The organism is Thalassospira sp. GB04J01 (assembly GCF_000751115.1).
In the GTDB taxonomy this organism is placed as follows: domain Bacteria; phylum Pseudomonadota; class Alphaproteobacteria; order Rhodospirillales; family Thalassospiraceae; genus Thalassospira; species Thalassospira lucentensis.
This window is the reverse complement of the sequence record NZ_CCDX020000005.1, coordinates 123,976-137,011: the sequence shown is the minus strand read 5'-3', so window position 1 is coordinate 137,011 and position 13,036 is coordinate 123,976. Positions and strand designations below refer to the sequence as shown.

Genomic DNA, 13,036 nt, shown 5'->3' with positions numbered 1-13,036 from the left:
TATGGCGCACGACATTCTGATTGTCGATGATGAACAAGATATCCGGGCACTTATTTCCGGTATTTTGGAAGACGAGGGCTATACCACACGACAAGCGGGTTCGAGTCAGGAAGCGCTGTCGCAGGTTTCTGCGCGCCGCCCCAGTCTGGTTGTGCTCGATATCTGGATGGATCAAAGCGACCACGATGGTATTGAGACGCTTAAGCTGATCAAACGTGAACACAGCGAAGTTCCTGTTGTGATGATTTCAGGCCACGGCAACATTGAAACAGCTCTCGAAGCATCGCGTAGCGGTGCCTATGACTTCATTGAGAAGCCGTTTAATACGGATCGTCTGTTGCTGGTTGTCGAACGCGCCATTGATGATGCGCGCCTGCGTCGTGAAAACCGTGAACTCACCCTTAAGGCTGGCGGTGATAACGAACTGATTGGCAAGTCTTCTGCGGTTAATAACTTACGTCAGGCGGCCGAACGTGTTGCCAGAACGGGCAGTCGCGTCCTGATCAATGGACCAGCAGGGTCGGGCAAGGAAGTCATTGCGCGGCTTATCCATAAAAAATCAGCACGGTCAGAAGCCCCGTTTGTTGTATTGAACTGTGCAAATATTTCGCCTGAAACCATGGAAGAATCCCTGTTTGGTGCGGAGGCATCCTCAGATCGCGATGCGCGCACCGGTGTGCTTGAACTGGCGCATGGCGGCACGCTTTTGCTTGATGAAGTGGCTGATATGCCCTTGGAAACGCAAGGGAAAATTGTCCGTGTTTTACAAGACCAGACGTTTGAACGTGTCGGTGGTGCGCTTCCGGTAAGTGTCGATGTCCGTGTGATTGCGACAACCGCGCGTGATCTTGAAGCCCGGATTGCCGAGCAAACATTCCGTCAGGATCTTTATTACCGCTTGAACGTGGTTCCGCTTGAGGTGCCATCACTTCAGCAACGTCGCGATGATATCCCCGAACTCGCCGAACGGTTTCTGGTACGCTATGCAGAGGCCACTGGCCTTCCGCAACGTAAACTGTCGCCAGAAGCCATGGCGACCCTTCACGCATATGACTGGCCGGGGAATGTTCGCCAGCTTCGCAACGTCATTGAACGTTTGATGATCATGGCGCCGGACGACAATACAACCGATATCATCACGGGCAAGATGCTGCCGTCTGAACTGTTTTCGGACATGCCGACATCGCTAAGTTTTGACAAGACCAGTGAAATCATGGCATTGCCGCTGCGCGAAGCACGCGAGATGTTTGAAAAAGAATATCTGCAGACACAGATCGACCGGTTTGCGGGCAACATTTCCAAAACAGCGGCCTTTGTCGGAATGGAGCGTTCCGCATTGCATCGCAAGCTTAAAAGCCTAGGTGTTGGCGGCTGATTATCAGCCAATTGATATCAGTCTTAGGACAACTCTGATTACCAGTCGCGACATCGCAGGCTGCTGTGAACGGGAGAATACACGATGAAGGTCATCATTTGCGGGGCCGGGCAGGTGGGTTTCCACATTGCCAAATATCTGTCGGCAGAAAACAATGATGTAACCGTGATCGACCAGTCCGAAGAACTGGTGCGGAAGATCTCTGACACACTAGAGGTCAAAGGCATCATCGGGTTTGGCTCACACCCCGATATTCTCCAGCAGGCAGGCGCAGAAGAAGCCGACATGCTGATTGCGGTGACCTTTGCTGACGAAGTCAACATGACAGCCTGTCAGGTCGCGCATTCATTGTTCAACGTACCGACCAAGATCGCCCGTATCCGAAGCCAGACCTATTTGCAGCCGGAATGGGCCAGCTTGTTTGGCCGTGAAAAGTTGCCAATTGATGTGGTGATTTCCCCGGAAATGGAAGTGGCCCGTGCTGTTGCACGCCGACTGCAGGCGCCCGGTGCGTTCGATATGATCCCGTTTGCCGATGACAAGGTCAAAATCCTTGGCCTGCGGTGTAGCGAAGATTGCCCGGTGATCAATACGCCCCTGCGTCAGCTTCATCAGCTGTTCCCGGATTTGAATATTTCGATCCTTGGCATGATCCGAAACGACAAGCCGGTTTATCCCAAGGGCGATGATCAGATGCTGGCCGGTGACCTTGTGTATCTTGCTGTATCAAGCGATCAGGTGGATCGGGCAATGTCCGCATTCGGGCACGAAGACCCCGAAGCACGCCGTATTGTCATCTTTGGTGGGGGGAATATTGCGCTGTTCCTGGCTGAGGAAATCAACAAGAACTTCCCGGGCGTGACCACGCGCCTTGTCGAGGCCGACGCCGAGCGCGCGCGCTATGTCGCACAGAAGTTGCCAAAGAAAAGCGTGGTTTTGCACGGTGACGTGCTTGATCCAGAATTGCTTGAAGAAGCAAACGTTGGCAATGCCGAGGCCGTGGTAGCGCTTACCAACGATGACGAAACCAACATTCTGGCATCTTTGCTCGCAAAGCGGTATGGCTGCCCGCGTGCTCTGACGCTGATTAATAAAAGCACCTATAACTCGCTGGTGTCCGAACTGGGCGTTGATGTTGTCATCAGCCCGCGCATGACGACGGTCTCGACGATCCTGCATCACGTCCGCCGTGGGCGTATCCGTGCGGTTCATAGCCTGTCAGAGGGCTTTGGCGAGGTGCTTGAGGCTGAGGCACTTGAAACAGCACCGATTGTCGGTAAGGCAATTAAGGATATTGCCATGCCAGCCAGTGTGGTGTTTGGCGCAATCTTGCGAAATGGCGAAGTTGTCATGCCGCGTGCCAATACCGTGATCGAAGCAAATGATCGCATTGTTGTCTTTGCCGGGTCTGAGCAGATCAAAAAGGTCGAGAAAATGTTTGCTGTGCGTCTCGAATACTTCTGATCTGCGTCGGGATTTCTATAATCCTCATACAAATCATATCCACCCAAGCCACCGGATTTCGTTATGTCTGACCAATTGCCCCATCGACCAAATGCCGTCCTGTTTGACTGGGACAACACCCTTGTTGATAGTTGGGGCACCATTCAGGCAGCCCTGAACATGACATTTGAAGAGTTCGACAAACCCAAATGGTCGCTTGATGAAACCAAGCAACGGGTTGCCCGATCACTTCGTGACAGTTTCCCTGTTTTGTTTGGCGAAGATCGCTGGGAAGCGGCCAAGGATAGTTTCTACGCGCATTTTCGCAGCATTCACCTTGAAACGCTGACACCTTTGACCGGTGCCTATGATCTTTTGTGTGCGCTGCGTGAAAACGGGACCTACATCGGTGTCGTCAGCAACAAGAACGGCGACTTCTTGCGCAAAGAGGTTGAACATCTTGGCTGGACCGCGTTTTTTGGTCAAATTGTCGGGGCGACAGATGCCGCAAATGATAAACCTGCTGCCGATCCGGTGCATATGGCAATGGGCGACTCTTCGGCGCCGCAATATGAGAATCTCTGGTTTGTAGGGGATAGTGTTGTCGATATTCAATGCGCGCGCAACGTCGGGGCAACTGCAATCCTAATCGGGGATGAAATTACCGGACACAGTGATGCGCAGAATTCCGCGAATCTCGAACCTGATTGGCATTTCGCTGATTGCGAAGCGCTTGTAAGGGTTGTAAAAACCTTTACGAAAGTCTTATAGTTCAGGTTGGTCATTAAGATGGGGCTGGAACCGTGACGAACTTGACGTCGATGGTTCCGCATTTTGCTTGGCCGCCCGAAACTAAAAAAACGCTCATAAAAGAAGGCTAGGTCTAACCAATGGCGGAAAAATCACAAAATGTTCAGGACGTTTTCCTGAATTATTGCCGTAAAAACAAAACGCCGGTTACCGTGTTTCTGGTCAACGGAGTCAAATTGCAGGGGATTATCACCTGGTTTGACAATTTCTCTGTTTTGCTGCGGCGCGATGCTCACACCCAGCTCGTGTACAAACACGCGATCTCGACGGTAATGCCGACGACACCGATCAAACTGTTTGATCCGAGCCAGCCAGCAACGGAAGAAGAAAATAGCTGAAGAATCTCTGACGTCGGGGGGAGGCACTGAGCCGGAAGCCCCCCGAGTCCTCGTTTTCCACCCGGAACTAAAACGCGCGGACCAGAAAGCGTCCTGGCGCGACGCGTCGTCGCGTCTGGCCGAGTCAATCAGTTTGACTGGCGCGTTGGATTTTGAAGTGGTGGGCGCAGATATTGTGCCCATCGCAAAAGTACGTCCTTCTACCTTATTCGGGAAGGGCGTTACTGAACGGCTCGGTCTGCAGATCAAGGCAGAAGAAGCCGACATCGTTATGATCAATGGCCAACTTACCCCGATCCAGCAGCGTAATCTGGAGAAAGAGTGGAAGTGTAAGGTTATTGACCGTACCGGTCTGATCCTTGAGATTTTTGCTGACCGTGCGCGGACCCGTGAGGGACGCTTGCAGGTACAATTGGCATTGCTGAGTTATCAGCGGTCACGACTGGTTCGGACCTGGACCCACCTTGAGCGTCAGCGAGGTGGTCGCGGCTTCCTTGCCGGCCCGGGTGAACGTCAGATTGAGATTGACCGTCGTTTGATCGGTGACAAACTTGCCAAACTTCGGCGTGAGCTTGAGGAAGTTAAAAGAACACGTGAGCTTCACCGCGAAGCACGTCGCCGTGTGCCATATCCTATTGTGGCCTTGGTGGGTTATACCAACTCCGGAAAATCGACGCTGTTTAATCAGCTGACCACGTCCGAGGTGTTTGCCGAGGACATGCTGTTTGCAACTCTTGATCCGACCATGCGCGGTCTGATCTTGCCAAGTGGACGTAAGGTCATTCTGTCTGACACTGTCGGATTTGTTTCCGATTTGCCGCACGATCTGGTGGCAGCATTCCGTGCAACACTTGAAGAAGTGCTTGAAGCGGATTTGATTGTCCATGTCCGTGATGTGGCTTCGGCAGAAACCGAAGAGCAAAGGCTTGATGTGCTTGAAGTTCTTAAGGAACTTGGACTGCAAAAGGCAATTGACGGTGAAGAACTTGTTGAAGCGCTTAACAAGATTGACCAGCTTAAGGGTGATGACCTGCTGGCGGTGAACGAGTCAGCGGCGCGCCACGACAACACGATCGCCATTTCGGCCATCAAGGGCACGAATTGCGATGCGCTTCTGGGCTTGGTTGAAGACCGGCTTACGGAACATATGCCGGTGTTTGAGCTGTGTGTGCCGTATTCGGATGGCAAATCGCTGGCACGTCTTTATGAGCATGGTGAAGTTCTTCAGCGCACAGAAGGCGATGACGGCATTGCCATTCAGGTGCGGATTGATTCTACGCGGGTGGGGCGTTTTGAAGACTGGTGTGCTAAATCTGGTTTTGAAATACACGTTGTCTGATTGTCGTTAAACGCCAGAAGGAGAAATTGCGTGGTGGTGAAAGTCGATATTGAAAAAGTAACCGGTATCATCCGGGACGTATCGGCTGCTGAAATTGCCCCGCGCTTTGGCCAACTGGCCGATGAAGATATCGAGGCTAAAACCCACGCGCTTGATCTGGTGACCATCGCTGACACAGAAGCCGAACGCGTTTTAACTGCCCGGTTAACCGACCTGTTACCGGGCAGTATCGCCTTGGGCGAAGAGGCCGCACATGCCGATCCGAAATTGCAGGACCGTGCATTTGCGGCATCCGATCCCGTCTGGATCATTGATCCGGTCGATGGCACCAAAAACTTTGCCCACAATCGTCAACCGTTTCGCTGCATGGTTGGTCTGTATGTTGCGGGCGAAACAGTTGCGGCATGGATTGTTGACCCGATTGAGGGAACCGCAACCGTGGCCGAAAAGGGTGCTGGGACGCGCTATCAGGATAATCCTGTTTCGGTGCGATCTCACATCACAAAAGCCGGCGATGCCAAAGGATTTCTGATTTCCTATGCGCGTGACCGTCTTGTAAGTCATTACGGACATATGGATTTCTTTGACACCGTTGCGCATTATTCATGCTGCGGTGCTGAGTATGAAGAATTGGCACGTGGTGATTTCGATTTTTGTGCCTATCGGACTCTAAAGCCTTGGGACCACGCGCCGGGCACGCTTTTGGTGCGCGAAGCTGGTGGGCATGCCCGCTATATTACCGAAGACCGTAATAATGAATATAACGCCAATGCAGAGGCCCCCGGACTTTTGTGTGCCAGTTCCGAAGACCTGTGGTCTGAGATGAATGAAATTCTTCTGCCGCTGTTTTCGTAAGTCGATCCGAGCCACGGCTTGACGCAAGATCGCAGGATTTGTCAAATCGACGCGTGTTAGCGTTTTCAAAGTGCACAACAAATTGCATGAGAGAACGATGAACAAATTACATGCCCAACGCTCCTACCAAGACCGACTTGCGCGCGTGCAGGCCCACATCCATGACCATCTTTCTGACGAACTTGATTTAAATCGACTGGCCGACATTGCCTGCATGTCGCCAACGCATTGGCATCGCATTTATCACGGTGTGTTTGGCGAAACGGTGGCCGCGACGGTAAAGCGCGTTCGCCTTCATAGCGCGGCCGGGATGCTGGCAAACAGTGCAATTCAGATTGATGAGATCGCCAAACGATGTGGCTATCCCAATCTACAATCTTTCACCCGAATATTCTCTGACAGCTATGGGATGCCACCGGCGCGCTATCGCAAGGAAGGCAGCCATCGCCAATTCCATGACGCCCTTGAAGAGCAGGGTGAAAGCGTCTGTGGTCCTTGGACTGTCGAAATACGCGACGTGCCTGAAATGTCGCTTTTGACCATCGATCACCACGGATCATTCATGCAAATTGGCGAGGCATTTGATCGCCTGTTTGGGTGGCTTGCGGTGCGTGACCTGATTGAGCCAAATGTCAGACTTATTGGCGTGTATCACACCGACCCAGATTCCTTTGCCGAAAACGATCTGTTCTCAAAGGCGGGTGCGCTACTTGATCAGACGGAAACAATTACGATTGAGGCGCCGGTTGAACGCACAGTGGTGGAGGCCGGAAGATACGCATGCCTGCGGTATAAGGGACCATATGCTGATATGAAATCAGCTTATTTATGGTTATTTGGCAAATGGTTGCCGCAGTCTGGTGAAGAAGTACGCGAAGGCCCCGTGTTCGAGGAATATTTGAACAACCCGCGTGAAACGGCACCAACCGAGTTTTTGACCGAGATTTATATGCCGCTTGAAGGTTGACGCACATTTTATATGAAGGGGCAGGTGTCGTGCCGGTGCACTTATGCCTGACCCCGTTCAACCTTCTTGGCCTTATTCCAAAGCACGTCCATTTCTTGCAAATCGGACTGTGACGCGGTGCGGCTGTCTTTCGCCAGTTCATCTTCAATGAAGTGGAAGCGACGGGTGAATTTATGGTTCGCATGCCGCAGGGCGACTTCGGGATCAACGCCAAGCTTACGGCCAAGGTTCGCCATGACAAACAACATGTCGCCCAATTCATCCTCGATACGGTCTTGATCGGGGTTTTCGGTCATTTCGGCTTTGAGCTCGTCAATTTCTTCATGAAGCTTGTCAAACACTTCATCCGTACTTGGCCAGTCAAAGCCAACACGTGCAGCACGTTTGGTCAGCTTTTCAGCCCGCATGAGTGCGGGGAGGGCGCTGGCAACACCGTCAAGCGCGCTGTGACGGTCGTGACCCTTTGTTTCGGCCTTTTGCGCCCGTTCAGAAGCCTTGATTTTCTCCCATGTCTGGTTGACGCCATCGGTTGTGGTGGCGTCCCCATCGCCAAATACATGTGGATGACGGCTGACCATTTTCGCATTGATGCTGTTGGCGACATCTTCGAAGGTAAAATGGCCTTCTTCCTGTGCCATCTGCGCATGGAAAACCACCTGCAGAAGCAAATCCCCCAACTCATCGCGAAGTTCGTTCATATCACCATCGGCAATGGCGTCGGCAACTTCATAGGCTTCTTCGATGGTGTAGGGGGCGATGGTCGAAAAATCCTGTTCCAGATCCCAAGGACACCCGCCATCCGGGTCGCGCAGCTTGGCCATAATATCAAGAAGGTCGTTAATCGCTTTGCTGTTATGGGTGCTCATGCGGGCTTTCCTGAGAAACGGGCGTTGGACTAGAATAGACAGATAAGTCCTATCGCGACGCACCATCTCTGACAATGACAAGTATGGGGTTGGCGCAAAACAAAACCCGCAGGCTTTTGCAAGCACTGCGGGTTCTGATGTGATGTTAGGATGCCTTAAGGCTTATGCAGCCTTAAGCTTGTCCTGTTTGTTAGCGCTATCATTCTTGGTCTTTTTGTCTGATGCGCCTTCTTCTTTTTTACCTTCAACAAGACCGCGATGCAGGGCAACGATTGCCTTGTTGAAATCGCCTTCTGCCACAACAAACTGCAGATCGACGCGACGGCTCGGGAAGTGCGAGGCAACCAATTCAACGCCGGCCTCATCAAGGACTGTCACAGCACGTGCAAACAGACCAGGCTGATCGATGTTGGCGCCAATTACCGAAACAATCGCGACCTTACGGGTCTGAACGGTTGCTTCAGGGTGCTTTTCCTCGATCTCGTCAACACAACGACGAATCTGTTTCAGCGGTGCTGATACATAATGCGTAATTGTATTGGCGTTCAGGTTCTTGGTAACGGTCGGAACCTTATAACGTTTAAGCACGCTAAGGATTGATTCTTCGCTGCCCGGAATACCCACCATATCCTGATTGAAGACCTCAATCTCGAACGCAGTCGGAACGCCAGTGACTATCTCAACCCGGCTGTTTTCCGGATCCCAATGATCGTCAATGACCGTACCGGGATGTTCCGGTTCAAAGGTATTGGCGATACGCAGCGGAATGTCGTTCTGACGCAAGCCCTTGGCTGCACGCGGGTGGATGGCTTCCATCCCCATGTTTGACAGCTGATCAGCCACGTCATAGCTCGTGCGGCCAATCGGGCGCACGGCATCTTCGCCGACGATGCGCGGATCAGCGCTTGAGAGGTGGAATTCCTTGTGAATGATCGCTTCGCGCGCCTGTGTCAGGCATGCAATGCGCGAGAAGGTGACTTCACTATAGCCGCGGCCATAGATGCTCATCAGGCCTTCGCTGCACTGGGCATAGCCAGTTGCAATCGCAAGCTGACTGCTAAGGTCAATGTCGTCGAAGACTTTTGAAATGCGACCATCAAGGGTTGATGCTTCTGGCTCACGCCACCCCGAAAGATCGGCGAATACCGCATTTACGCCCTTGGCGCGCAGCAGCAACATGGTGTTGTGCGCGCTATGGGACTCACCAATGGCAGACAGCATTTCACGAACGGTCAGCAGGTGCTTTTCAAGTTTGAAATGCCCAAAGCTGCACAGGCGATGGAGGTCCATCAAGCAGCTGCGTGTACCTTCAACGCGTTCCTGAACAAAGGCATTGGCCAGTTTCAGTTCGGGTGCATCACCAAAGATTTCCTCGTTGATGGCACACATCTTGTCGGCAACTTTGGTCAGGGCATCGCCCCAAGCCCAATCGGTTTCCGATCCGGCATAAAGCTGATAGACGCCTGCTTCACCGGTTTTCTTGTTTTCCAGCAGAAGGTCGGTGAACCCGCCATAAGCTGAAACGACAAAGACCCGATTATACAGTTCTTCTTCGCTGCGATTGCCGACCAGAATGTTGTCCATGACCGCTTCAACCTGGGTCATCGACGTACCACCGATCTTGTGAACGCTATGCCCAGCGTCCGTTTTTTTCTGGGCTGAAAGCATGTTGCCTCCTTTGGGGGCGTATCCTTGAAAACTATTATTTCTTAAAGTCTGGGGCGGTTTTATCCCCCGCCCCAAACCAAAAGCTTAGCTGGCGAGTGCGTCGCCATCGAGCGGGTAAACCCCGTTCTCGTCATGGACTTCGCGGCCATTGAGCGGCGGGTTGAACGCGCATGCGACAACCATATCCTCGGTGCCGCCGCGCAGATAATGGCGGTCGTGCTTATCTAGGATGTAAACCGTTCCTGGCTCAATTTTGTATTTTTTGCCATCGGCAATGGTTTCGACTTCGCCGTTGCCTGAGATGCAATAGACGGTCTCGAAATGATTGGCATAGCAAATTTCGGTTTCGGTACCGGCATAGATGGTGGTGATATGGAAAGAGAAGCCCATACCATCTTCAGCAAGCGACATACGCGTGCTTTCCCAGTTGTCGGAAACCACACGGCGACCGGATGCTTCACATTCTTTCAGGGTGCGAACAATCATTTTTAACTCTTTGAATTATTTAAGGTGTGGGGCTATCTAGGTGGTAGGGAAGGGCGACACCCAATGGCATCGCCCAACCTTATTATTCCGCAGCGGCTTTGGCTGCAACAACGTCCTTGCCCATGGCTTTTGCAGTTGCCAGCTCAAGGATGTCAAGGCCGTGCCCCAAATCCTGCTTGGAGATGATCAAAGGCACAAGGCATTTGACAACTTCATCTTCCGGGCCGCTGGTTTCAATGATCAGATTGTGTTTGAAGCATTCCTTGGTAACCTTCGATGCGAGTTCACCGCTTTCAAAGCAGATACCCTGCATCAGGCCGCGCCCTTTGCGATAGATTTTTCCGTCGCCATAGCGTTCGGAAATTTCTTCGAGACGCTTGCCAAGGAATTCAGCCTTGTCAGACACTTCGGATGCGAACTTATCATCTGACCAGAAGTGATCAAGGGCTGCTGCGGCTGTTACAAACGCATGGTTGTTACCACGGAAGGTGCCGTTATGTTCGCCCGGATGCCAAACGTCAAACTCCGGCTTCATCAGAAGAACGGCAAACGGCAGGCCATAAGCTGACAGCGATTTCGAAAGCGTAACCATATCAGGCTTGATACCAGCGGGTTCAAAGCTAAAGAACGTGCCAGTACGGCCGCAGCCTGCCTGAATGTCATCGACGATCAGCAGAATGTCGTGCTTACGACAGGTCTGTTCGAGCTTTCTCAGCCAGCCAAAGTCAGCCGCGTTCAAGCCACCTTCACCCTGAACTGCTTCAACGATCACAGCTGCAGGAAGTGACACACCGCTTGAGTTGTCGGACAGAACACGATCAAGATAGTCGACGGTATCAACACTGTCGCCCATGTAGCCGTCAAACGGAACGGCAACGGCGTTGTCAAGCGATACGCCAGCAGCGCCGCGGTGATGCTCGTTACCGGTGATGGCGAGCGCACCCAAGGTGCAGCCATGGAAGCCGTTGGTGAATGAGATCACCGTTTCGCGGCCCTTAACACGACGTGCAAGTTTCAAAGCGGCTTCAACAGCATTGGTGCCGGTTGGACCGGTAAACTGAACCTTGTATTCCATGTCGCGCGGCTTGAGGATTTTGTCTTCAAGCGCGGTCAGGAAGGCTTCCTTGGCCTTGGTGTGCATGTCCAGACCATGGGTAATGCCGTTTGATTTGATGTAATCAATCAGCTTTTCCTGCAGAACAGGATGGTTATGGCCATAGTTCAGGCTGCCGGCACCGGCAAGGAAATCGAGGTAACGGTTGCCGTTCTCATCGGTGAGCCAGGCGCCTTCGGCTTTTTCAAACGTAACGGGGAAGGAGCGTGCATAGCTCTGAACTTCCGATTCAAGGCGATCAAATACAGTCATGGTTCCCTCTTTCAGATTGGGAAAAGTCAAGTCCACTTGTCATGTCAAACGCCCCGGCGAACGGGATGTTCCCAATAACGGCTTTTGCCGTTTTGAGGCATGAAAGCAGTGAAAATGGTTGTTGAGGATTCAGGCCGCGACGCGTTCGACGTCTTCACGTTCAAACGGCCCAATCTGCCACAGGATTTCACTGGCAGCCGCGCCGTCAAAATGCGTTTCGCGTTCAAACTGAACTTTGCGTTTGACGTCGGCGCCGAGCTCGCGTGCGACTGAACGGAACACACCCTGAGACGGCGCATTGGTTGACGTGATCGTCGTGTTCAGTTGCGACACATTGTAGCATGCCGGGCGATCCAGAATATCAAGGATCAAACGTTTCGCCAGACGAAGGCCACGGGCCTTCGGGGAAACGGCAACCTGCCAGATAAAGAGCTGCTCAGTACTTGGAACGATGTAACCGGAAACAAAGCCCACGGCTTCGCCATCGAGTTCCGCAATCGCGCATGTGTCGCCAAAGTGCGAGCACTGCAGCAAGTTGCAATACATCGAATTTTCATCCAAAGGCTTACAATCGGCGATCAACGCATTGACCGTTGCGCCGTCGGTGGCCTTCGGTTTTCGGATAATCAGGTTGGCTTTGCGGCCGGTGTTGCCTTGATTGTTGGCAATTTTCATCGGTCTGCCTGCTCTGTTATTTCGATATGCGATCATTCATGTCGCGAGAGATGTATAGAATAACGATACAAATTGATCAACCCTTTCTCGATGAAAATAACGTGAAACCATTTAAGACATTGATGTAAAAGAAAACATAAATTAATCGGTCTTCGATATTGATGGATCGATGTCGCTGACATATTTTCGTCACGAAATACCGAAAATCGATGAAATAAAATATCATATATCGATGGAAGATCGTCTTAAACCGTTGCGGTTTCCCGGTTCTGGGGCTAAAACATCTTTTGTAGCAGGACAACAATTGACGCCCGGAAATTCAAATGGACAAATTGCATGAAGCGTTGATCTCCATTCGCCGCATTCTACGTGCGAGCGATATTCACGCTAAAAAACTTGGTAAAATCACCGGGTTAAAGACATCGCAGCTTCTGGTTTTGCAATCACTGGAAGAATACGGCGAGATGACGGTTGGCCAGATTGCCGCCAAGGTGAACTTGGCACAGGCATCAACAACCTCACTGGTTGATAAGCTTCAGGCGATGGAGCTTGTCTTGCGTGCGCGTGGTGACACGGATAAGCGCAAAGTGTTTGTCCGCTTAACGGATCAAGGACGTTCCATCCTTGATCGGGCTCCCATGGCACTGCATGACAGATTTTCAGATAACTTCAATGATCTTGAAGAATGGGAACAGACGTTCCTGATCGCTGCCTTGCAACGTGTGTCCGGCATGATGGATGCAAGCGACATCGATGTCGCACCACTGCTTGATCATGATGTAATTGTCGATAAAAACTGACGGTTAGGCGTCATCCCGTCTTTTTTGATTCCCGGAAATCTTAGTACT

General features: G+C 51.9%; 13 protein-coding genes. 8 read left to right on the top strand and 5 right to left on the bottom strand.

Features of this window, described 5'->3' with window-relative positions:
- Position 1 precedes the first annotated feature (1 nt).
- The 7 genes from AMM48_RS02135 to AMM48_RS02105 all read left to right on the top strand — a co-directional run bounded on the left by AMM48_RS02135 (position 2) and on the right by AMM48_RS02105 (position 7,127).
- Entirely contained in the window at positions 2 to 1,375 is a 1,374-nt protein-coding gene (locus AMM48_RS02135; protein ID WP_101300509.1) for a sigma-54 dependent transcriptional regulator, read from the top strand.
- 84 nt (positions 1,376 to 1,459) lie between these two features.
- Positions 1,460 to 2,839, top strand: coding sequence for a Trk system potassium transporter TrkA (trkA, locus tag AMM48_RS02130; protein ID WP_022732252.1), 1,380 nt, complete (start codon positions 1,460 to 1,462; stop codon positions 2,837 to 2,839).
- A gap of 63 nt (positions 2,840 to 2,902) precedes the next feature.
- The gene (locus tag AMM48_RS02125; RefSeq protein WP_022732251.1) at positions 2,903 to 3,589 is read left to right on the top strand and encodes an HAD family hydrolase; all 687 of its coding nucleotides are present in this window, start codon (positions 2,903 to 2,905) and stop codon (positions 3,587 to 3,589) included.
- Positions 3,590 to 3,708: 119 nt separating this feature from the next.
- Complete coding sequence (gene hfq, locus AMM48_RS02120) at positions 3,709 to 3,966, top strand: RNA chaperone Hfq (protein ID WP_008891082.1); 258 nt, start codon at positions 3,709 to 3,711, stop codon at positions 3,964 to 3,966.
- A complete protein-coding gene (gene hflX / locus AMM48_RS02115) occupies positions 3,926 to 5,305 on the top strand; it encodes a GTPase HflX (protein ID WP_102782745.1) in 1,380 nt (459 codons plus the stop codon). The genes hfq and hflX overlap by 41 nt, the downstream gene beginning before the upstream one ends.
- Positions 5,306 to 5,335: 30 nt before the next feature.
- A complete protein-coding gene (locus AMM48_RS02110) occupies positions 5,336 to 6,160 on the top strand; it encodes an inositol monophosphatase (protein WP_102782744.1) in 825 nt (274 codons plus the stop codon).
- A 97-nt stretch (positions 6,161 to 6,257) separates the two neighbouring features.
- Positions 6,258 to 7,127: an AraC family transcriptional regulator gene (locus AMM48_RS02105; protein WP_102782743.1), complete on the top strand. Its 870-nt coding sequence runs from the start codon at positions 6,258 to 6,260 to the stop codon at positions 7,125 to 7,127.
- Between the two features lie 41 nt (positions 7,128 to 7,168).
- Here AMM48_RS02105 and mazG read toward each other — a convergent pair whose 3' ends face one another.
- From mazG to ectA, 5 genes are all read right to left on the bottom strand, one after another.
- A complete protein-coding gene (gene mazG / locus AMM48_RS02100) occupies positions 7,169 to 7,993 on the bottom strand; it encodes a nucleoside triphosphate pyrophosphohydrolase (RefSeq protein WP_102782742.1) in 825 nt (274 codons plus the stop codon).
- Between the two features lie 162 nt (positions 7,994 to 8,155).
- Complete coding sequence (locus tag AMM48_RS02095) at positions 8,156 to 9,661, bottom strand: aspartate kinase (protein ID WP_102782741.1); 1,506 nt, start codon at positions 9,659 to 9,661, stop codon at positions 8,156 to 8,158.
- An 84-nt stretch (positions 9,662 to 9,745) separates the two neighbouring features.
- Positions 9,746 to 10,147 (bottom strand): ectoine synthase, encoded by a 402-nt coding sequence (locus AMM48_RS02090; protein WP_022732245.1) that lies wholly within the window; start codon positions 10,145 to 10,147, stop codon positions 9,746 to 9,748.
- Between the two features lie 82 nt (positions 10,148 to 10,229).
- Complete coding sequence (ectB, locus tag AMM48_RS02085; protein ID WP_102782740.1) at positions 10,230 to 11,513, bottom strand: diaminobutyrate--2-oxoglutarate transaminase; 1,284 nt, start codon at positions 11,511 to 11,513, stop codon at positions 10,230 to 10,232.
- A 129-nt stretch (positions 11,514 to 11,642) separates the two neighbouring features.
- Positions 11,643 to 12,188 carry a diaminobutyrate acetyltransferase gene (gene ectA, locus AMM48_RS02080; RefSeq protein ID WP_102782739.1) on the bottom strand — a complete coding sequence of 182 codons (546 nt, stop codon included), beginning with the start codon at positions 12,186 to 12,188 and terminating at the stop codon, positions 11,643 to 11,645.
- A gap of 323 nt (positions 12,189 to 12,511) precedes the next feature.
- Between ectA and AMM48_RS02075 the strand changes: the two genes are divergently transcribed.
- Positions 12,512 to 12,988 carry a MarR family transcriptional regulator gene (locus AMM48_RS02075; protein ID WP_022732242.1) on the top strand — a complete coding sequence of 159 codons (477 nt, stop codon included), beginning with the start codon at positions 12,512 to 12,514 and terminating at the stop codon, positions 12,986 to 12,988.
- Positions 12,989 to 13,036: the final 48 nt, after the last annotated feature.